The 21,128-nt window shown below is 62.9% G+C and carries 20 protein-coding genes; 5 read left to right on the top strand and 15 right to left on the bottom strand.

What is annotated here, in order from left to right:
* The first annotated feature begins 185 nt into the window (after positions 1-185).
* Entirely contained in the window at positions 186-887 is a 702-nt protein-coding gene (locus tag LN450_RS20775; protein WP_039418701.1) for a 2OG-Fe(II) oxygenase, read from the top strand.
* Positions 888-1,094: 207 nt separating this feature from the next.
* The gene (locus LN450_RS20770) at positions 1,095-2,222 is read left to right on the top strand and encodes a PA0069 family radical SAM protein (protein WP_011345780.1); all 1,128 of its coding nucleotides are present in this window, start codon (positions 1,095-1,097) and stop codon (positions 2,220-2,222) included.
* Positions 2,223-2,430: 208 nt separating this feature from the next.
* On the opposite strand, the gene LN450_RS20765 is transcribed toward LN450_RS20770, so the two are convergent.
* The gene (locus LN450_RS20765) at positions 2,431-3,021 is read right to left on the bottom strand and encodes a hypothetical protein (RefSeq protein WP_011345779.1); all 591 of its coding nucleotides are present in this window, start codon (positions 3,019-3,021) and stop codon (positions 2,431-2,433) included.
* Positions 3,021-3,650, bottom strand: coding sequence for a hypothetical protein (locus LN450_RS20760; protein ID WP_005927202.1), 630 nt, complete (start codon positions 3,648-3,650; stop codon positions 3,021-3,023). The genes LN450_RS20765 and LN450_RS20760 overlap by 1 nt, the downstream gene beginning before the upstream one ends.
* A 472-nt stretch (positions 3,651-4,122) precedes the next feature.
* On the opposite strand from LN450_RS20760, the gene cls reads away from it, so the two are divergent.
* The 3 genes from cls (at position 4,123) to LN450_RS20745 (ending at position 6,703) form a co-directional block, all read left to right on the top strand.
* The gene (cls, locus tag LN450_RS20755) at positions 4,123-5,583 is read left to right on the top strand and encodes a cardiolipin synthase (RefSeq protein ID WP_011345777.1); all 1,461 of its coding nucleotides are present in this window, start codon (positions 4,123-4,125) and stop codon (positions 5,581-5,583) included.
* 75 nt (positions 5,584-5,658) lie between these two features.
* Positions 5,659-5,928, top strand: coding sequence for a hypothetical protein (locus tag LN450_RS20750; RefSeq protein WP_008572960.1), 270 nt, complete (start codon positions 5,659-5,661; stop codon positions 5,926-5,928).
* A 7-nt stretch (positions 5,929-5,935) separates the two neighbouring features.
* Positions 5,936-6,703, top strand: a complete 768-nt coding sequence (locus LN450_RS20745; RefSeq protein WP_011345776.1) for a pyridoxine 5'-phosphate synthase — start codon at positions 5,936-5,938, stop codon at positions 6,701-6,703.
* Between the two features lie 9 nt (positions 6,704-6,712).
* Here LN450_RS20745 and LN450_RS20740 read toward each other — a convergent pair whose 3' ends face one another.
* From LN450_RS20740 to dnaA, 13 genes are all read right to left on the bottom strand, one after another.
* A complete protein-coding gene (locus LN450_RS20740; protein ID WP_126955141.1) occupies positions 6,713-6,916 on the bottom strand; it encodes a hypothetical protein in 204 nt (67 codons plus the stop codon).
* A 41-nt stretch (positions 6,917-6,957) separates the two neighbouring features.
* On the bottom strand, positions 6,958-7,365 hold the full coding sequence (locus LN450_RS20735; protein ID WP_011345775.1) for an ExbD/TolR family protein: 408 nt from the start codon (positions 7,363-7,365) through the stop codon (positions 6,958-6,960).
* A gap of 246 nt (positions 7,366-7,611) precedes the next feature.
* Positions 7,612-8,025, bottom strand: a complete 414-nt coding sequence (locus LN450_RS20730) for an ExbD/TolR family protein (RefSeq protein ID WP_005912449.1) — start codon at positions 8,023-8,025, stop codon at positions 7,612-7,614.
* 3 nt (positions 8,026-8,028) lie between these two features.
* Positions 8,029-8,451 (bottom strand): ExbD/TolR family protein, encoded by a 423-nt coding sequence (locus tag LN450_RS20725; protein WP_005912447.1) that lies wholly within the window; start codon positions 8,449-8,451, stop codon positions 8,029-8,031.
* A 46-nt stretch (positions 8,452-8,497) separates the two neighbouring features.
* Positions 8,498-9,259: a TonB-system energizer ExbB gene (gene exbB / locus LN450_RS20720; protein WP_005912445.1), complete on the bottom strand. Its 762-nt coding sequence runs from the start codon at positions 9,257-9,259 to the stop codon at positions 8,498-8,500.
* Between the two features lie 85 nt (positions 9,260-9,344).
* Entirely contained in the window at positions 9,345-10,016 is a 672-nt protein-coding gene (locus tag LN450_RS20715) for an energy transducer TonB (protein ID WP_005912443.1), read from the bottom strand.
* Positions 10,017-10,169: 153 nt separating this feature from the next.
* Complete coding sequence (locus tag LN450_RS20710; protein WP_011345774.1) at positions 10,170-11,363, bottom strand: tetratricopeptide repeat protein; 1,194 nt, start codon at positions 11,361-11,363, stop codon at positions 10,170-10,172.
* A gap of 316 nt (positions 11,364-11,679) precedes the next feature.
* Positions 11,680-12,447: a M48 family metallopeptidase gene (locus LN450_RS20705; protein ID WP_011345773.1), complete on the bottom strand. Its 768-nt coding sequence runs from the start codon at positions 12,445-12,447 to the stop codon at positions 11,680-11,682.
* A 183-nt stretch (positions 12,448-12,630) separates the two neighbouring features.
* Positions 12,631-13,467, bottom strand: a complete 837-nt coding sequence (locus LN450_RS20700) for a CPBP family intramembrane glutamic endopeptidase (protein WP_011345772.1) — start codon at positions 13,465-13,467, stop codon at positions 12,631-12,633.
* 68 nt (positions 13,468-13,535) lie between these two features.
* On the bottom strand, positions 13,536-15,980 hold the full coding sequence (gene gyrB / locus LN450_RS20695) for a DNA topoisomerase (ATP-hydrolyzing) subunit B (RefSeq protein ID WP_008572975.1): 2,445 nt from the start codon (positions 15,978-15,980) through the stop codon (positions 13,536-13,538).
* A 114-nt stretch (positions 15,981-16,094) separates the two neighbouring features.
* Positions 16,095-17,201, bottom strand: coding sequence for a DNA replication/repair protein RecF (recF, locus tag LN450_RS20690; protein ID WP_011345770.1), 1,107 nt, complete (start codon positions 17,199-17,201; stop codon positions 16,095-16,097).
* A 1,043-nt stretch (positions 17,202-18,244) separates the two neighbouring features.
* On the bottom strand, positions 18,245-19,345 hold the full coding sequence (gene dnaN / locus LN450_RS20685; RefSeq protein ID WP_005912436.1) for a DNA polymerase III subunit beta: 1,101 nt from the start codon (positions 19,343-19,345) through the stop codon (positions 18,245-18,247).
* Between the two features lie 276 nt (positions 19,346-19,621).
* Complete coding sequence (gene dnaA / locus LN450_RS20680; protein ID WP_011345769.1) at positions 19,622-20,950, bottom strand: chromosomal replication initiator protein DnaA; 1,329 nt, start codon at positions 20,948-20,950, stop codon at positions 19,622-19,624.
* Positions 20,951-21,128 lie beyond the last annotated feature (178 nt).

Raw genomic sequence — 21,128 nt, 5'->3', positions numbered from 1 at the left:
ACGGGCAACAAGCAACAAGCAAAGCAGGCAGGACACATCCCCTCGTCACCGCGCTTGCCCACCGTGCGCGGTGACGCTACCGGGCCACACACGGGTGATCCCGACAACTTCGCGTGCTGATCCCGCCGGCACGCAAGGCCTGTCGAACGCTGCAGCCGGCGCGCCGGATTGCTATGGTCAGGCGCATGAGCCAACCCGACTTCATCCAGATCACCGACAACGCCATCGCGCGCGAAGAGTGCGTGGCCATCGTGCAGCGCATGCGCCAGAGCCAGCAGCTGCATCCCGGCCGCATCGGTGGCGGCGTCTTTCCCGACCTCAAACACAGCCGCGACTTGCGCATCAGTGGGATGGCCGAATGGGCGGAAGTGGAAAACCGCCTGCAACAGGCCGTGTTCGATGGCGTGCTCACGTATCTGCGGCAGTATCCGCAGGCGTTGATTTCACCGCTGATGCTGCAGGTCACCATGGCCGATGGCACAGCGCATCGCCTGGTGGCCGAGGATATCGTGCAGATGAGCGACCAGGCGCTGGGCGATCTGGCACGCACCTGCCTGCGCCCGGGTGCGATCAATCTGCAGTGGTATACCGCCGACCAGGGCGGCTACCCGTACTGGCATTGCGAGCTGTATCCGCGCGATGCCAATGCCGACACGCTGCATCGCCATCTGCTGTGGACGCTGTATCTCAACGAGGAATTCGAGCAGGGCGAAACCGAATTCCTGTTCCAGCAACGCAAGGCGCGCCCACGCACCGGCAGCCTACTGATCGCTCCCACCGCCTTCACCCACACCCACCGCGGCAACCGCCCGGTCGGCGGCGACAAGTTCATTGCCACCAGCTGGATTCTGTTTCAGTCGGCGCAGGCGCTTTACGGCGGGGATTAGGGAATCGGGAATAGGGAATGGGGAATCGCAACGGCGGCGCTTTCTGCTGTTGCTGTTGCTGTTGCTTTCCCGTTTCCGTTTCCCGTTTCCCGATTCTCCATTCCCCCGCTGCGACTGCGCCCTGCACCGCGTCGTAGCGGTTGTGCTCGCTCCTCGGACCGGTACACGTTGCTTGCACCAGGCTTCGTTAGTAAGAATACTAACGGCATGCAGAAGAACTCTTTCCCCGGCACGAGCGCGGCAGCTGAGCGCGATGTCCGCAGCTCGCGTACGGTCATCAAGGGGCGCGGCACCACCGCCTACGTGCCCGGCCGCTTCGCGGTCACCACCGCCGTCGAGATAGACGATGGCTGGGGCGCGCTCGATGCCGACGGCGAGGCCGCCATGCGTCCCAAGACCGTGGTGGCCGAGGAAATCGCGCGCAGCATCATCAGCCGCAACAACTCGCCCGACATCGGCTTCTCGCAGTCGGTGAACCCGTACCGGGGATGTGAGCACGGCTGCGTGTACTGCTTTGCCAGGCCCTCGCACGCGTATCTGGATCTGTCGCCAGGGCTGGATTTCGAAACGCGGATCTTCGCCAAGCCGAATGCGGCAGCGCTGCTGCGCGCAGAGATCGCACGCCCGTCCTACCAGTGCTCGCCGATCGCGTTGGGGATCAATACCGACGCCTACCAGCCCACCGAGCGGCGCCTGCACATTTCCCGGCAATGCCTGCAAGTGCTTGCGCAGGCCCGTCACCCGGTCAGCTTCGTGACCAAGGCAGCGTTGATCGAACGCGACATCGATGTGCTGGCCGAGATGGCGCAGCACAACCTGGTGTCGGTGTATTTCTCGGTCACCACGCTCGACAATCGCCTCGCGGCCAAGATGGAGCCGCGCGCCGCCGCGCCGCACGCGCGACTGCGCGCGATGCAGGCGCTGCACGCTGCCGGCGTACCGGTGGGCGTGCTGGTCGCTCCGGTCATCCCGATGATCAACGACAAGGAACTGGAGCGCATCCTGGAGGCGGCCGCAGCCCACGGCGCACGTTCGGCCGGCTACGTGTTGCTGCGCCTGCCGCACGAGCTCACCCAGTTATGGCGCGAGTGGCTCGAGCTGCACTATCCCGATCGTGCCAAGCATGTCATGAGCCTGATCCAGCAGATGCGCGGCGGCAAGGACTACGACAGCCGCTTCGGCAAGCGCATGGTCGGCGAAGGCCCGTTTGCAGAACTGATCGCGCAGCGGTTTTCCATCGCGTATCGGCGCCTTGGATTCGGGCGGCTGCCCAGGCTCGATACCACGCAGTTCCGTCCACCCAGACCGGACACGCCGCAGCTTAATCTTTTTTAATTTTTCTGTGCGGTTTGCGATGCTAGTTCGAGTCTGGCTAAGAATCGCAGTGTCTCCTATCGTTATGGGGAGATAGGCGGGTATTCCGAGATCGGGGTTAATTGCACCTCGCCACGTTGAAGCCCCGGATCCGAAATAGCAGCGCACATCCAATCATTAGGCTATGTTTATTTGCAATGTTGGACCGATCGACCGGGATTGCTTACTGTCAATCGCCGCCGGATTGAGGAAGGACAACGGAGATAGGGCGGTTGCCATCCGCAGCTTGGAAAGCACCGGGCCAAAAAGCGATGATGCCAGCAGCACAGCTGCCTCTTTCGCAGTGAACTGTGATGTCGCCGGAGTTTTCCGGATGAACCGCTGCCACTGCGATCACGACCGCTAGGCTTCCAGCCAAATAGCAATAGAGGCTCATCGATCGTTTCCTAGCGAGCAGCACTGAAAGAGAAAAGAGAGCGGCAAAGAAGCCCGCCCCCAGAAGCGCTTTAAGCCAGGTGCCCAAAAAAATGTGGGCGTGCACCAAGCCAGAGAATGCATAGGTGGCGAGGGCTGAAAACGTAAGCCAAGCAGCAACAGCCATGATGAAGGCCGCCCCTGCGGCCTTATGTCCACGCCACACCAAATCTGCTTGCAGCACAAAAAACGCTAAAAGCAGAATGGGAGCTACTGCATAGCACAGCAGTCCGATCTGGCTTTGAGTCGCCACAAAGAGCACAGAGCAAGCCAACGTGCCCGCGAGCAGAACTGTTTCACGAAAGCGCAGGCTTAACCTGCGCTCCCTGATGCGGATGGTCCTCATTATTTGACCTGGACCACATCGCCGACAAGGACAGTGCCACTCCCTACCGTGACTGTGCCTCCAGAGATGGTGGCTGCACCACTTGACGTGAGCCAGTCTATGCCGCGCTGGTAGTCGGGCCGAGATGCTGCGCCCGGGCTTTCGTAGGAGCTGTAATCGACATTGATCGGCTCACTGCTGGACGTCCCAATGAGATTGCCCGCCGAATCGTAGGCTTCAACGTAAACAATGGCGCGCTTTGCGGAATCATAGGCGAAAATCGCTCTGCTCTTGTCGTTGAACGTGGTATCGATGCGGATGCTGTAGTCCTCCGAACTCCTCCATTTATAGGCATTGGAGAGAACCTGTTGGATGAAGAAGATGAAATTTTCGCCAGTATTGGGCACTTGCCAGTCGTTTTTTTCAAGCCACTGGATGACTTGTTGACGGGTCGCACCTTCCCGGCGTACGTCGAAGGCGCTGGCGAAGGCAGACGACTCGTCGGACGCCACCTCAACCATTCGGCTGACCGAACTCGGTGCAACAGTTCCATTCGCCAAGTCGATCTTTACGTTGAGCGTGCCAATATTTCCATAGCTCCGATACACCGACGAGTAGATCGCGAATTGGTCGGCATCCGCTTGAGACACGGGCTGCTCCTGAATCCCGGGTGGTGCCACCGAGACGGGGCCGTTTACAGTATTGACTGTGTAGAGGTATGGAACGCCTGTAGTGCGATCACCGATGTAGACTTGGCCAAGACCGGAGGTCAGCTGAGTGGCTAGTACTCCTCGCTGCGTCTGCGTGCACGAATCACAGAAGTGAATGTCATTTGCAGTGGCTTTTCCGACAAATCCTAAGAGCACCAAGCTGCTGAATATTGCGATCATCTTCATCATCAAAAGCTCCGTTTCGATCCCCTGCTGCACGAGTGTCACTGCCTTCATGGCTACCGTCAAACCTCAATCCAGGCGTCATTTGCGAAGGTCGAGCTTGATCACATTAGATTGTTGTGATGTCCGAGCATCCTGCGAACAATCACGCGCGATCATCGGAGCTCGAGCAGCACTGCGGCAGTCCAGGCGCCGGTCAGACCGCTGCTGCGGCTCTTAGAATCCGCGCATGCTCGCACTTGCACAGGGCGCGTGGGAGTGGCTGGCCACCATTCCCCACCTCGAAGCGCTCCTCCTGGCCGCCTATGTGCTGTACCTGCTATGGATCGCCGGCTGGATCGTGCTGCAGAAGCGCGAACCGGTGGCCACGCTGAGCTGGGTGTTGTCGCTGGCGGCGCTGCCGTACCTGGGGCTGCTGATCTACTACTGGCTGGGCCCGCAAAAGGTCAAACGGCAGCGGCTGCGGCGCGGGCGCTCGCGCTCGGGCATGGAGAGCTACAGCAGCGTCTGCCCGCCGGATGCCGACTGTACCGAGCTGGCCAAGATCGCCCAGTCCACCACCGGGCTGGCGCCCAGCAGCGCCACCGAAGTGCACTGGCTGGTGGATGGCGCTGCCACGTATGCCGCCATCATCGAAGCGATCCGGGGCGCACGCGACCATATCCATCTGGAGTACTACATCTTCCAGCCCGACCACAGCGGTACCGCGATCTGCGCTGCGCTGATGGAACGTGCCCGTGCCGGAGTCAAGGTGCGGCTGCTGATGGATGCGATCGGCTCATCGGCAATGACCCGACGCGCCCTGCGCACGCTGCGCGAGGCCGGGGTGGAAACCGCCTGGTTCCATCCCTCGCAATTGCTCAAGCCATTCAAGCGGCCGTGGTTGAACCTGCGCACCCACCGCAAGGTGATCGTCATCGATGGCCGCGTGGGTTTCACCGGCGGCATCAACGTCACCGACGACGAGAACGAACAGGTGCGCAAGCAGGCGTATCGCGATCTGCACGTGCGCCTGCAAGGCCATGTGGTGCGCAGTCTGCAGCTGGTGTTCCTGGAGGACTGGCTCTATGCCACGGGCCAGGGCCGCGCGGCCTTCCACGGCCAGCAGCTGTGGCCGGACGATGTGCCCACCCGCGCGCAAGGCACGGTGGATGCGCAAGTGCTGGTGTCCGGCCCGGATTCGTCGTGGGAAGCGATCCACCGCCTGATGGTCGCCGCCATCCATGAAGCCAAGCATCGCGTGTGGCTGGTCACTCCGTACTTCGTGCCCGGCGAAGCAGCGCGCATGGCGCTGACCTCCGCCGCACTCGGCGGGCTGGACGTGCGCCTGCTGGTGCCGCGCGTGAGCGATTCGCGCCTGGTCACCTACGCGGCGCGTTCGTATTTCGACGAGTTGCTGGAAGCCGGTGTCCGCATCTACGAGTACGGCCCGCGCATGCTGCATACCAAGGCGCTGCTGGCCGACGACGATGTCTGCATCGTCGGCAGTGCCAATTTCGACAGCCGCAGCTTCCGGCTGAATTTCGAGTTGTCGATGCTGTTCCGCGACCAGGCCGTGGCAGCAGAGATGGCCGGGCTGATCGGCACCGATCTGCAGCAGGCGCAGGAGGTGCAATTCGCGCGGCATCGGCCGTTATGGCGCTCGCGCCTGCCGGAGGCCTTCGCCCGGCTGTTGTCGCCGCTGCTCTGACCAACGGTGAGGCGCCCACGTGGAACCGCGCCGGGCGCGGCGCTACACTGCCGCCACTCAACGGGGGAGCGCGTCATGCACTGGCTGTTTCTGCTTATGGCACTGGGTGCGCTGGTGCTGGCTTTCAGCACGCCGCACGTGTGGTTGCTGGTGGTCTCGCTGCTGGTGGCGTTGGTGCTGCTGCTGTTGTGGACGCGCGGTTGGTTCGCCTCGCGCATGGGCGACACCCAACGCGATACCAGCAGCATGATCGACCCGGCCGAGCTGCGCCGCCTGCGCGAGCTGGCAGAAGCACGCAAGTCGGCCGCCCTGGCCGCCGCACGCGACAGCGAGCCGCAGGCCTGATCACCGCATGACCACCCAGCTCAGCGTCAACGTCAACAAGATTGCAGTCCTGCGCAACTCGCGCGGGGGCGCCGACCCGGACGTGGTGCAGGCCGCACGCGCCTGCATTGCCGCCGGCGCACACGGCATCACCGTGCATCCGCGCCCGGACCAGCGGCATATCCGCGCCGACGACGTGCTGGCGCTCAGTGCACTCACGCGCGCGCAGGCGGTGGAATTCAATATCGAAGGCAACCCCTTCGCGCCGCCGCGCGCAGGCTACCCGGGGTTGCTGGAATTGTGCCGTGCCACGCGCCCGCAACAGATCACCCTGGTGCCGGACGGCGACGGGCAGCTGACCTCCGATCACGGCTTCGATTTTGCGCAGGACACCACGCAGCTCGCCGAGCTGATCACCGCGTTCAAGCAGCTGGGCAGCCGGGTCAGCCTGTTCGTCGATGCGGGTAACCCGGACATCGCCCGCGCAGCCGCGCTCGGTGCGGACCGTATCGAGTTGTACACCGGCCCGTATGCCCACGCGCACGCCAGCGGCCAGGCCGATGCCACGTTGGCGCTGTTCGCCGATGCCGCGCAGCGCGCCAGTGCCGCAGGCCTGGGCATCAATGCCGGGCACGATTTGTCGCAAGCCAACCTGGGCGATTTTCTCGCCGCTGTGCCGGGGGTGCTGGAAGTATCCATCGGCCACGCCTTGATCAGCGAGGCCTTGTACCAGGGATTGGATGCAAGCGTGCGCGCGTACGTCGACATCCTGCGTGGCAGCCACGTTAGCGCTTGAGTCCATGCGCTAACGTCGGCATCGATGATCGATGCCCGGGTTGGCGACAACCACGTTCGCGTGGTGGATGCTACGCAGGAACATCACGACGAGCGCCTGGTTAGCGACGGCCAGCTGCTGCCGGTGAGAAACAACCTCTGTTAACTCCCCGTGCCTGTCGTATCCGAAGCCGCGATGCGGCGCCTGGGCGACGCGCATCGCGCGTTGTTGCATGCACTGCACGTGGCCAAGCGCAATACGCGCTTGCACAAACACTACTGCACAAAGGCGATGCGCTGCACTTGCGCGTTCTTCGCTGCCGCCAGCACGCTGGCCACCCCGGCATACTCGGCGTCCCCACTGGCGGCGATGCGCAGTTCCGGCTGATGTCCTGCAGTTGCCTGCATCTGCTCGATCAACCTGGACTGGAGTTGCTGCAAGGTCACCGGGTTGGCGTTCCAGAACAGCTGTGCGTCGGCATCCACACGCAAGGCGATTGGTGCAGCCGGCTCCGGCCGTGTGGTCACTTGCGAACTGTGCTGCGGCAGATCCACCGCGATTGTCCGCGTCACCATCGGTGCGGTGACGATGAAGATAATCAACAACACCAACATGACATCCACCAGCGGCGTGACATTGATCTCCGCCAGCGGTCCCCGATTCCCTGTCGTACTGAAAGCCATGACTGCCTCCCGTGCTGTGATCGTGGGTGCTGCACGGCCGAGCACACACCTGCGACCTGCACCGGCAACTCGACGCGGGTGCGCTGGCGGCACGGCATCGGCTCGGCAATGGGGTGCTGGGCGCTGAAGGGTCTACAAGCGCTGCCATTAACGCGCTTGGGTCGAAGCACACATAAAAAAACGCCACCGTTTCCGGTGGCGTTGCAGTCGCGTCATGACTGTTGTGTTGCGGTCTTGCAGATACGTTTACTGCTGCATGAAGCCGATTTTCTTCATCTGCGAGTTCTTCGCAGCGGCCAGCACCTTGGCCATCACCTCGTACTCCGCATCCGGATTTGCATCGATGCGCAGTTCCGGCTGATTGGTCGGATCGGCCTGCACCACTTCTTCCATCTTCTGTTGCAACACATCGACCGGAGTCGGGCTGTTGTTCCAGAACACCTGGTTGCTGGCGTCGATACGCAACTCGATCGGCGGCGGCGGTTCGGTCGTCTGCGGTGGCGGGTTGAGCACCCGCTGCGGCAGATCCACGGCGATCGGGTAGGTCATGATCGGCGCGGTGACGATGAAGATGATCAGCAGCACCAGCATCACGTCCACGAGGGGCGTGACGTTGATGTCGGCCATCGGCCCACGGCTTCCACCAGTACTAAATGCCATGGCTTACTGCCCCTTCACTTTGGTTGCAACGAAACCGACGTCCAGCATGCCCTGACCCTGCGCGATCTTGGTGATCTCGTTGATCGTACGCATCTTGGTCGTGCGGTCGCCACGCAGGTTGAGCGGCGGCTGCGGGGTCTGCTGTGCGGCGGTGGACAGGCGCGACTCCAGGGCTTCCTTGGAAATCGGCTCGTCGTTCCAGTACAGCGACCCATCTTCCTTGACGGCCAGAGTGATCGGCGCGGCGCGTTTCTCCGCATCTTCCTTCTGGATCAAGTTGGCCTCTGGCAGCTCCACCTTGACCTTATGGGACATCAGCGGTGCCGTAATGATGAAGATGATCAGCAGCACCAGCATGACGTCCACGAGGGGCGTCACGTTGATGTCGGCCATCGGGCCACCGCTGTTTCCACTACTGAAGGCCATAACGGGCTCCGTCTAAATCGTTGCGAAGGCGTTCTTGACGACCGGATTAGCGAACGCGCGAACCGGTGGCGAAGAAGTCGTGCAGGTCGTGGGCAAAGGTGTCGAACTTGGCGATCACCGAGCTGTTGACCTTGGAGAAGAAGTTGAACGCGAACACGGCCGGGATTGCGACGAACAGGCCGATCGCGGTCATGATCAGCGCTTCACCCACCGGACCGGCAACGGCGTCGATGGAGGCCGAACCGGTTGCACCGATCTTGATCAGCGCGCCGTAGATGCCCCACACGGTACCGAGCAGACCGACGAACGGTGCGGTCGCACCGACGGTGGCCAGCAGGGTCATGCCCGACTGCAGCTTGGTGCTTTCGCGGGTCACGGCCTGACGCAGGGCGCGGTCGACGAACTCCGAACGGCTCAGGCTCTCGCCCAGGCCACCGGTGCTGCCTTCGGCACGCTGGTGGTGCGCAGCAGCCTGGGCGGCGTCCAGCGCGATCTTCGAGAACGGCTCGGAAGCCGGCTGTTCTTCCATGGCGCGGATGGCGTCCTGTGCATTCGGGGCATCCCAGAACGCGGTGGTGACGCGGTCAGCCGCGCTCTTCAAGCGGGTGGCACGGAAGATGTTGATGACAGTCCAGTACCAGGAGGCAGCGGACATGGCGATCAGGGTGATCAACACGACCCAGGACACGGCGAAGTCGCCGGGGCTGGAGGTCATTTCGGTGATCAAGTGCTCGAAGCCCATCTGCGACAGAGCGGCCGACGGATTGGAGCCCCCTGCAGCGGCGGCGATAAAGAATTCCTGCAGCATGACGCTTACCTTTGTTGTGTGTGGTGATGAAGGGTGGAGCGAAAGGAAGACAGGATCCTGGGCCGACCGTGGCCGGCCCGTGGGATCAGTTCAGAGCAAAGTTGACCGGGACGCGGACACGTCCGGCGGCTTTCTGCCCGTTGACGGTGGAGGCGTTGAACTTCCACTTGCGTGCTGCGTCCATCGCGGCACGGTCAAGGTCGCGGTTGCGGCTGGACTTTTCGACCGACACGTTGGTCACGTTGCCGCTGGCATCCACATCCACGATCAGGATGACCTCACCTTGGACACCGGCACGGAATGCAGCCGGCGGGTACTTCGGCGGGTTCATGTTCTTGGACGAGATATCGACGCTGGCGCCAATGTCGCTCGGCGGAGCCGGAGGGCTCGGCGGGCTCGGCGGCGTGACGATATCGCTCGGACGCGGTTCGGGAACGTCGACCACCGGAGCTTCCGGCGGCGGCGGAACCGGTGACGGCTTCGGCGGCGACAGATTCTTGACCGGCGGCGGCGGCTTGTCTTCCGGCGGCGGCGGCGGCGGCGGCGGCGGGGGAGGAGGCGGTGCATCCACCAAGGTGACCATGGTGGTGCGCTCCTTCTCTGCCGGAGCCTTCGGCGCCACTGCAGGGATCAGCAACATCATCAGTGCAGTGAGGTGCAAAGCAATTACAAAAGCAATGCCGATAATGCGGGCCCAGCTCAGACCCTGGTTCCCGGCATCGTAGTCATGCCTGTGGATAACGAGTTGTTCCGTCATGCGCCAATGGCTCTTTCAGTGGGGGCCCGGATCACTGTGATGATCCCCAGGTTTTCGGACGGCTTTGACACCGCAGGAACTCCCAAGCTTATACCAATCCCGAGTCCTGTAACCACTAAAAACACAGGGATTTCGGGGGTTTATTTTCTTTTTTTACTTCAGGTTGATGATCTTCTTGGCGTCTTCGGGTTTTTTAACACCCTTGGCGATCGCCTGCTGTGCGGCCTGCTTGGCCTCGGGGATGCGACCTTCCGAATGCAGCACCTTGGCCAGATTCAAATAGGTCTCGCCATCCTTGGAAAGCGGTGCGGCCTTCTGCCAGTTTTCGATCGCCTTCGGGACATCGTCGCTGTAGTAATACGACTGGGCCAGGGCAAGGTATGTCTGATAATCAGGCTTGAGGATGCCTTTTTGCATACCCTCATTGATGACGGCAATGACGTCCTTTTCTTTGTTCTCGGTGTTGGCGTAGATGGAATACAACTGCTTGTATTCCTTTTCTTCGGTCAACTGGCCGGAGGCACGCAGCTTGTCCATCACGCCTGCGGCCTTGTCCATCTGGTCGGCCTGCATGTACATGTTGGCCAGGTTGAGCTGCGCCTTTTTGTCGTTGGGCGTCTTGGCGGCCAGCGCCTCGGCGGCCGCAACGGCCTCACCGGTCTGGCCAGCTTCGGCGTAGGACGCCATCAGCAGCTGGTTCCAGCTGTCCTTGGGCTCGGGCGAGGCAGCGATGGCCTGCTTCAACACCGGAATGGCTTCCTTGTAGCGCTCGGTCTGGTACAGCGCCTGGCCCTTGAGGATCAGGTCTTCCGGACGCTGCGACTTGCTCTCTTCCAGATATTTGTCCAGCGTGGCCAGACCCTCGGCCTGCTGGTCGTCCTGCATCTGCAACTGCGCCAGCATCAGCATCGACTGGAACTGGCCGTTGTTGTCCAGCGCGTTCAGGCCGATGGCCTGCTGCAGGTACTTCTTGGCAGCGGCGGTGTCGCCCAGGTTGTAGGCAGCCTGCGCGGCCAGCTGGGCCGCCAGCGCCTTGTCGGCGTCGTTGGCAGCGCTGTTGGCCAGGATCTCATCGGCCTGGGTGCGCACGCCTTGGTAGTCCTCGCCCTTGTTGAAGGTTTCGATCAGCTTCTGCAGCTTGCTGCTCAACTTGGAGGACGGCTTGATCGTCGGTGCCTGGCGGGTCGACTGCGGGTACAGCTCCTCGGCCTTGCCGCTTTTGGATTTGCGGCTGGCGCGTTCGGAGGAACGGTCCGACTGCGCGACCGCATCGGTGACGACAGCCCCACCCAGCGACGCGGCGATGAACAGGGACAACAGGGCTTGCTTGCGGTTGAGCAGTTTCATGTTTCACCTCGGACGATCCGCCGTCGGGCGGTACGAAAAGCGGAATGGGCGCTGTACGAAAAATCTGAGCCGGCAAACTTAGCAGAAAGTCTCAGTTCCCGAAAACGGTTTCCATGTTGTGTTGCGGCAATCAGAAGCAGGGAACCGATGTCTTAGCGTCGCTAACAGACCTTGACCGGTGTAGCGGCGCGTACGCCACCAGGGGAGGCAAGCAAGCGTCGCATCGAATCGGTGTTCGTCCAGGTTGACGGCGGCCGCACGGATGTCGTTAGCAGCACTAGCCACAACGCGGCACGCGCCCGCTCCGCCTGGCCTGCTAGTACACCGGTTCGAGCTGGGCAACGTCGGCCTGCAGTTCGCGGATGCGGTTGGCAGGGTCGGGGTGGGTCGACAGCCACTGCGGTTGGCGATTGCCGCTGGCGGCCATCATGTTCTGCCACAGCGTCACCGCCTGCGCCGGATCGAAGCCGGCCTGGGCCATCAGACGTTGGCCGACCACATCGGCTTCGCTTTCCTGGGTACGCGAGCCGGGCAGCAGGAACACTGTCTGGGCAGTCATACCGCCGACCTGATTGACTGCGCTGGCCGCCCCGTCGCCATAGGCAGCGCCGGCGAGTGCGCCGATGATGCCCAGGCCCGTCTGCGCGCCGAGCTGACGGGTGATGCGCTCTTCGTGATGGCGCGAAATGACATGGCCGATCTCATGCCCGAGCACGGCGGCGAGCTGATCCTGGGTCTTGGCGACAGTAAAAATGCCCGTGTTGACACCGACCTTGCCACCAGGCAGGGCGAAGGCATTGGCTTCGTTGTCCACGAACAGCGCGGTTTCCCACTTGGTTTCACGCCATTGCGGCTGCAGTTGCGCCACCAGCGCGTTGACCACGCACTGCACGTAGGCGTTCTGCTTGCCGTCGGTGCTGACTTTTTCCTTGGCCTTGGTCTGCGCAAAGGATTGCGCGCCCAACTGGTCCAATTGCTGTTGCGATACCCCGCCCACCACCTGTCGGCGGCCGGTTGGCGAAGTTGTGGTGGCACACGCCGTCAGTGCAAGCACGGCAACAACGATCAACAGCCTAGCTTTCATTCGATCCCCCTAGAACCATGGGGGCATTCTGGCAGGCTCGTCTTAACTTTTCGTCAAACGGTTCCGTGCGGCCGATGACGCGTGCCCGGCCGGGGCGATCGGCTGTCCAAAGCGTGCGGATTTATCCGGTGCCCAGGCGCCACGCCGCTGCGGCTGGGTTCTCGCATCTGACCGCTTGTGGACTCAGCCAAGCCCGAAAAAGTACAGCGCTGCCAGGGCCGTGGCGTTGTTGATGCCATGCGCGGCAATTGGCGCCCACAGCGTACCGGTGCGCCAGTACAGCCATGCGAACGCCGCGCCCATGCTGCCGTACACCAGCCACAGCTGCGCGATCGCGGCCGGGCCGTTGCCGCTGATGCCGGGTACTTCGTGCACCAGCGCGAAAATCGCCCCGCTCAGCACGATGCCCAGCCAGGGGCGGCCGGCAGCGAGCAGGCGCCCGAACAGCACGCGACGAAACAGCAGTTCTTCGTAAGCCGGCGCGATGACCACCGCAAACAGCGTCAGTGCCAGCGGCCACTGCTGGAGCGCGTCTTCCATCAACGGCAGGTTGGTGGGCACCGGCTTGATGCCCAACGCCGAAGCCGCCACGCTGACCAGGTTGCTGAGCAGGAACACTGCGGCGGCGACCAGCGCGGTCCAGCCCCAGGTGGAGGCGCGACGCGCGGCAGCCCGCGAGGCGGTCTGTTCGGCAGCGGTGGCGCGGCGGCGCCAGTAGTACAACAGCAGCGCCGGCGTGGCCGTGCTGACCAACGCGGTGAGCAGCTGCACCATCACGCCGGGTTGGCCAATGGCGGCCATGACCTCGGTGGGCGAGGGGGTCAGCCCCTGCGCCTTGGCCGCCTGTACGTGGCCAAAGCCACGCACTGCGCCCCACAACGCAAAGCCGGCCACGCTGAGGGTCAACAGCAGGCCGGCGGCGATGAGCACGTCGACCCAGAAACCCACGAGCACGGGCAGCAACGGCGGCTTGCCGGCAACCGTGCGTGGTGCCGGGGGCGGTGGAAGATCGGTGCGCATCATCAATCCTGCGAACACCGCACCGGCCACCACGCCGCGGTTGCGACGTGCCGGCCGATGCGGGTGCCTCAGATATCCAGGTTGGACACCTTCAGCGCGTTGTCCTCGATGAAGTCGCGGCGTGGCTCGACCACATCGCCCATCAAGGTGCTGAAGATCTGGTCGGCGGCCACCGCGTCCTCGATGCGCACCTGCAACAGGCGACGCGTGTCGGGGTTGACCGTGGTTTCCCACAGCTGCTCGGCATTCATTTCGCCCAGGCCCTTGAAGCGCTGCACCTGGCGGCCCTTCTTGGCCTCGTCCAGCAACCAGGCATGGGCCTGCGCGAAGCTGGTGATCGGGTGGCTCTTGTTGCCGCGCACGATCTGGGCACCTTCGCGCACCAGGTCGTGCAAGGCCAGCGAGACCTCACGCAGCGGACGCAGCTCGCCGCTTTCGAACGCACCCATCGGCAGCACCTGGGTGAACTCTTCGCCCATGTGGCGGCGGATGGCCACCAGGGTGGCAGGCGCGTTCTCGCTGCCGGGGTCGAAGCGCAACTGGTAGCGCGCGGTACCCAGGGTGCCGCGGTTGAGCACTGCCTGCAGTGCATCCAGGGTCGGATGCTGGTCGCCTTCGGCCTGCAGTTTTTCCACATCCAGTGGCGGCAGGTCGATCAGCGCGGTGAGCAGGGCCGGGTCGTAGCGGTGTGCGTTGCGCGCGATCGCTTCGTTGGCGCTGGTGAACAGCATCAACAATTTCTCCAGCGCTTCGCCGGTGATCGGCGGTTCGTCGGTGGCCGGAATCAGCGCCGCGCCCTCGACCGCATTGCTAGCCAGGTAGGCGTTGAGCGCCGCGTCGTCCTTCAGATACAGCTCGCTCTTGCCCTGCTTGAGCTTGTACAGCGGCGGCAGGCCGATGTAGATGTAGCCGCGCTCGATCAACTCCGGCATCTGCCGGTAGAAGAAGGTCAGCAGCAGGGTGCGGATGTGCGAGCCGTCCACGTCGGCGTCGGTCATCAGGATGATGCGGTGGTAGCGCAGCTTGTCCGGGTTGTACTCGTCGCGACCGATGCCGGTGCCCAGCGCAGTGATCAGCGTGCCGACCTGGTCGGAGGCCAGCATGCGGTCGAAGCGGGCACGTTCGACATTGAGGATCTTGCCGCGCAGCGGCAGCACGGCCTGGTTCTTGCGGTTGCGTCCCTGCTTGGCCGAACCGCCCGCCGAGTCACCCTCGACGATGAACAGTTCCGACAGCGCCGGGTCCTTTTCCTGGCAATCGGCGAGCTTGCCGGGCAGGCCGGCGATGTCCAACGCGCCCTTGCGGCGGGTCAGGTCGCGCGCCTTGCGGGCGGCTTCGCGCGCGCGCGCTGCATCGACGATCTTGCCGGTGATGGCCTTGGCTTCGTTCGGGTTCTCCTGCAGGAACTCCTGCAGGCGCGCACCGAAGGCGTTTTCCACCGCCGGGCGCACATCCGAGCTGACCAGCTTTTCCTTGGTCTGCGAAGAGAAGCTGGGGTCGGGCACCTTGACCGAAAGCACCGCGATCATGCCTTCGCGCATGTCATCGCCGGTCAGCGCGACCTTGGCCTGCTTGGCGATGCCGTTCTGTTCGATGTAGGTGCTGAGCACGCGCGTCAGCGCCGCACGGAAACCGGCCAGGTGGGTGCCGCCGTCCTTCTGCGGAATATTGTTGGTGAAGCAGTACATGGTTTCCTGGTAGGCGTCGGTCCATTGCAGGGCCACGTCCACCATGATGCCGTTGTGCTCGCCGGTCACCGAGATCACATTCGGGTGCAGCGGCGACTTCAACTGCGCCAGATGCTCCACGAAGCTGCGGATGCCGCCTTCGTAATGGAAATCGTCGCGACGGCCTTCGCCGCGCTCGTCGATCAAGGTGATCTTGACGCCGGAATTGAGGAAGGACAGCTCGCGCAGGCGCCGCGCCAGGATGTCGTAATGGAACTCGACATCGCTGAAGATGGCCACGGACGGCTTGAAGCGCAGCGTGGTGCCGCGCTTGGTCGAGGCTTCCAGCTGCTTGAGCGGGTACTGCGGTTCGCCCAGCGCGTATTCCTGCTGGTAGTGGAAGCCGTCGCGCCAGATATCCAGCCACAAGTGCTCGGACAATGCGTTGACCACCGAGACGCCTACGCCATGCAGGCCGCCGGAGACCTTGTAGCTGTTGTCGTCGAACTTGCCGCCGGCGTGCAGCACGGTGAGGATCACCTCGGCCGCCGAGACGCCTTCTTCCTTGTGGATGTCGACCGGTACGCCGCGCCCGTTGTCGGAGACCGCCACCGAGCCATCGGCCAGGATCTTCACCACGATGTCGTCCGCATGCCCGGCCAGGGCTTCGTCGACCGAGTTGTCGACCACCTCGAACACCATGTGATGCAGGCCGGTGCCGTCATGGACGTCGCCGATATACATGCCGGGGCGCTTGCGGACGGCCTCCAGGCCACGCAGCACGGTGATCTTGCTGGAGTCGTAGGTGCCGTTGGGTGTTGGCGGGATGTTTTGTTCGTCGGTCATGCGCGTGCCGTTGGCTCCACAACACGGGCGAAGTCGGCGATAGCCGCTCCGCACCGTGGGAAAAGGGGGATAGCGAGCAAATTATACCAGCCGGCACGAGCCGGCCGTCGCGGCTCAGTGGGCCGCTGCCTGTCGCGTAATGTGGCCGTGTTCCACGTGGAACTGCTGCAATAGTGCGCCGGCATCTGCAAGGCCAGGCGGGGTTTCGGTTGCGGTGATGAGCACCTGTGCCGGCGCGGACGCGAGCCGCTGCAGCACACGCCCCTGATGGTGCCGGTCCAGCTCCGAGCCCAGATCATCCAGGGCGATGACCGGCCACTCGCCGCGTTCGTAGGCGAAGTCCTCCGCCTGTGCGAGCAGGCAGGCGAGGGCGGTGAGCTTGGCCTGTCCCCGGGAAAGCGCGTCCCGTCCAGGGAGTGCCTGAAAGCTGGGCACCCAATCTGCCCGGTGCGGGCCTTGCGAGGTGTAGCCATTCTGGCGATCGCGTTCGCGCGCAAGCAGCAGGGCGTCTGCCAGCGAGACCTCGTGGCGCTTCCAGCCGGGAGCGAACGTCAGCGCAGACAGTCCCAGCGCGGGCGCGATCGCGTCTGCCACGGGAACCAGCCGCTCCTGCAGGCGTTCCAGGTAGCGCGTGCGCCGAGACGTCAGGCTCTCGCCGGATTCGGCGAGTTCGTGGTCCCAGGCGTCCAACATGCGTGGCTGCGCGCCCTGCTTCAGCAACGCATTACGTTGCTTGAGCGCCCGGGCGTAGCGGCGCCACATGGTGAGGAAATCGGGTTCCACGTGGAACAGGCCCCAATCCAGGAAGCGGCGGCGAGGTTCGCCACCGCCACTGATCAGCACGTGGCTGCCGGGCTCGAACGTCACCACTGCCAGCGCAGCGCAAAGCGCGCCAAGCTGCGCCACGTCTTCACCATCCAGACGTCCCGTCCATTCCTGCCCCCTATGACGCAGGCCGGCTCGACGCGTCCGTTCGCCCGCAGCGCCGTTGCCTTCTTTCCATTCCACGAAAACTTCAAGGTCGTTGGCGCCTTGTTGGATCAGGCCGTCACGGACGCGCCCGCGGAAGCTGCGGCCGTAGGCCATCAGATGCAGCGCTTCGAGCACGCTGGTCTTCCCCGCACCGTTGTCGCCGGTCAGCAGATTCAAGGTACTGGAGGGATGAAGCTCGACGGTGTGAAACCGGCGAAGCCGATGAATGGACAACCGCACTACATGCATCGATCGGTGTGCTCTGGGCTGTAATCCGGCATGCCGGTCGGGTCGAAGGATACGGGATCGGCATGAAACGCGCGCAGTTGTGGCCGGCAACAACGGCGGGACAGGCAGGGGATAACATGTGGATAAAAAAGGGGCGGAGGGCGGTGTTTTTTCTTATCCACAGCTTGTAAGCCAGAAAACAGGTCGATAAACACAGGGTTTCGACCCCCTAATTCCCTTTAAGAACAATCACTTGAGGTGTTTTTACGCGAAATCTGCGCCTACCATCACCACAAAGCTCTTAAGTTATTTATAGATTTAAAAGCAAAGCGCGATGTGCATAAGTCAAAAACAGTAGGGAGCTGAACAGCTGGACACCGGATCTCGCCGACATGTGCGATAGCAAATCAATTGATTGCCTTGAAATGAACTCATTCAGGTTAAACACGCAGAGCTTCAAAACCCAATGGCGCATGAGAGACAAGGTGTCCTGTTCTCTCCCTGCTTTCGCTGTGTCTCGGACCAAGCCAGCTCGACGATCAAAGACCGGGCGAATGAACTCGGCTCCGGCCACGTTGAGACTTTCGAACCTCGCTGAGTCGCCAGGTGCCAGGCCCGTCCAAAATTTCAGGACACTGCAGACGTAACGCGAAGATGCGTGGCGACGGAAATAGTCCGTAGAGGTCCTACTTACGCGCCGCGGTGAATCTTGTCCTGACGTTTGACCGAGTCGGAGCTGGGTCCGCAGCCGCTCATGTAGATTTTGAAACTCGATGTGTACCGAGTCTCAACCCTGGCGCCGATGTCCAGCCAATACAGCAACGCCGTTGCAAGCGCGTGGAGCGCGTTTGGTCGATCGACCGGATCGAAGGCATAGCTCCCACGCTTACGTCAGGGCTTATCCCTTCAGATCATGCACAGGCGCCATAGCTCGGCCCACGTCCCATTTGGTCGCCACAGACGACTTGGCCACGATGCTTAGCTAGAACAACAAGCCCCCGAATGGCGCAAACAAAAAGCCCGGCAGATGCCGGGCTTTTGCGTGTTCCACGTGGAACGGAGCGTTAGAGACGCAACGGCATCACCACATGGCGCGACTTCTCGCTGCTGGCCTCACGCACCAATGCAGACGAATTGGCATCACGCAGCTGGATCACCACGTGCTCATCGCGCAATGCCGACAGCGCGTCGAGCAAATAGTTGACGTTGAAGCCGATAGCCAGGTCGTCGACCTTGGTATCGGCCTCGATCTCTTCCTGGGCCTCTTCCTGCTCGGGGTTATGCGCGCTGATCTTCAGCTGACCCGGCGACACTTCCACACGGACGCCGCGGTACTTCTCGTTGGACAGGATGGCCGCACGCTGTAGCGATGCGCGCAGCGCTTCACGATCCACCTTGACTTCACGATCGGCACCAATCGGAATCACTGCCTCGTAGTCCGGGAACCGGCCGTCGATCAGCTTCGACGTAAAGGTCACGTCGCCGCGCTTGACGCGGATATGGCTACGTCCCACTTCCAGCTCGACCTCGCGATCGGCACCTTCCAGCAGACGCTGCAGCTCGGTCACGCCCTTGCGCGGCACGATGATCTGGCGCTTGGCGCCGCCGGCTTTCTCCAGCTCCATCTCGCACAGCGCCAGACGATGACCGTCGGTAGCCACGCAGCGCAGCAAGCCGTCGCGCAGGTCGAACAACAGGCCATTGAGGTAGTAGCGCACGTCCTGCTGGGCCATGGCGAACGCGGTGCGCTCGATCAGCTCCTTGAGCCCGGCTTCGGGCACCACGACGCGCTCGGTCGCCTCGACCTCGTCCACGGACGGGAAGTCGTTGGACGGCAACGTCGCCAGGGTGAAGCGGCTCCGCCCGGCCTGCACGGTGACCTTGTCGCCGGTCTGCGAAATGGTGACGCGGCTGCCGTCGGGCAGGGCGCGCAGGATGTCGAACAGCTTGCGCGCCGGAATCGTGGTTTCGCCGTCCTGCGCGTCCTCCACCAGCGTGCGCGAGATCATTTCCACTTCCAGGTCGGTGCCGGTCAACGAGACCTGTCCGTCCTTGACCTGAACTAGCAGGTTAGCCAGGACGGGCAGGGTTTGACGCCGTTCGACCACATTGACCACTTGTGCCAATGGTTTGAGGAAGGCTTCGCGCTGCAGTGTAAAACGCATGTGGTTCCGTGCCCCTATGCTTTAAAAGATATGGAATAAATCAAAAGCTTGGTGGTGATGGTAGGGCCGTTTTCAGCGGATAACCACCGTAACTATTTGTTTCCAAAGACATTTCAGCATCTGAAACGCGTTGGACTAGTGCGCCTGAGCTGGTCGGAAAACCTGTGGATAGTTTTCCAGCCGGACTGCGGTGCAACGTTATCCACAGATTCTCCCGCATTTGACCCCAACGTTTCCACGCTTTTTTCCAGCCTGGCGCCGATGGCAGCCAATGGCCTACTCGCTGAGCTTGCGAATCAGCTTTTCCCAGTCCTCGCGGAGCTTGCCGTCGGCCTCCATCAACGTGCGGATCTGCCGGCAGGCATGCAGCACGGTGGTGTGGTCGCGGCCGGCGAACGCGTCGCCGATCTCCGGCAGGCTGTGCTCGGTGAGCTCCTTGGCCAACGCCATCGCCACCTGGCGCGGGCGCGCCAGCGAGCGGGTGCGCCGCTTGGACAGCAGGTCCTTCATCTGCAGGCCGTAGTAATCGGCCACGGTCTTCTGGATATTGGGAATGCCGATCGCCTGTTGCTGGGCGCGCAGCAAATCGCGCAGCGTCTCCTGGGCAAATTCCACCGTGATCGAGCGGCCGGTGAAGTTGGCGCGCGCCACCAGGGTGTTGAGCGCGCCTTCCAGGTCGCGCACGTTGGAGCGCATCTTCTTGGCGATCAGGAATGCCACGTCGTCGGGAATTTCGGCGCCGCGCTCGCGTGCCTTGGCCAGCACGATGGCCGCGCGGGTTTCGAAGTCCGGCGGATCGATCGCCACCGACAGGCCCCAGGCCAGGCGCGACTTCAGGCGCGGCTCCAGGCCCTCCACTTCGCGCGGGTAGCGGTCGCAGGTCAGGATGATCTGCTGGCGGCCATCGAACAGCGCGTTGAAGGTGTGGAAGAACTCTTCCTGGGTGCGGTCCTTGCCGGCGAAGAACTGGATGTCGTCGATCAGCAGCGCATCGATCTGCTGGAACTGGCGCTTGAACTGGTCCATCGCCTTGTCCTGCAGCGCCCGGATCATCGCGCTGAAGAACTGTTCCGAACGCAGGTACATCACCTTGGCGGCCGGATTGGCCTGACGCAGCGCATTGCCGGCCGCGAACATCAGGTGGGTCTTGCCCAGGCCGGTGCTGCCGTACAGCAGCAACGGGTTGTGCGCGCGGTCGCCGGGCCTCTGCGCCGCCTGGATCGCGGCGGCCAGACCCAGCTGGTTGCTGCGGCCTTCGACGAAGTTGGCGAAGGTGTAATGCGAATCCAGGTTGCCGGCGAACGGCACCATCGGCGCAGCCTGCGGCGCACTTGGCACCGCCGCCGCTGCGGGGGCCGGCTCAGGCGCACGTGGACGCGAACCGACCGCCAGCGCGACTTCGCCGTTGCCGGCGAAATACGCCAGCAATTCGCGGATGCGCGGCAGGTACCGTTCGCGAACCTGGTCGACGATGAAGGCGTTCGGGGCGTACAGCACGATGCTGTCGCCGCGATCTTCGGCTTGCAGGGGTTTCAACCAGGTGTGGACATCTTCGGGCGGGAATTCGGCTTCGAGACGTTCCAGACAGCGGGGCCAAGCATCCATCAACGTGTGATCATCTGTTGCCGGCCGCGGGGCGCAGAAAAGCGCCGTGCTCGCAGCCCGGTAGTGAAAAGAGGATGGACCAGACTAGCACCGAGGGCAGGGTTTTCCCAGAGTTATTCACAGGGCCATCCACAGGCCGCCGTCGTCCTCTTCCGCGGTAAGGCAAGCAGGGTGTTGA

The sequence above is a fragment of the Xanthomonas euvesicatoria pv. euvesicatoria genome, from assembly GCF_020880415.1.
Lineage (GTDB): Bacteria > Pseudomonadota > Gammaproteobacteria > Xanthomonadales > Xanthomonadaceae > Xanthomonas > Xanthomonas euvesicatoria.
This window is presented reverse-complemented; position numbering and strand designations above follow the sequence as displayed.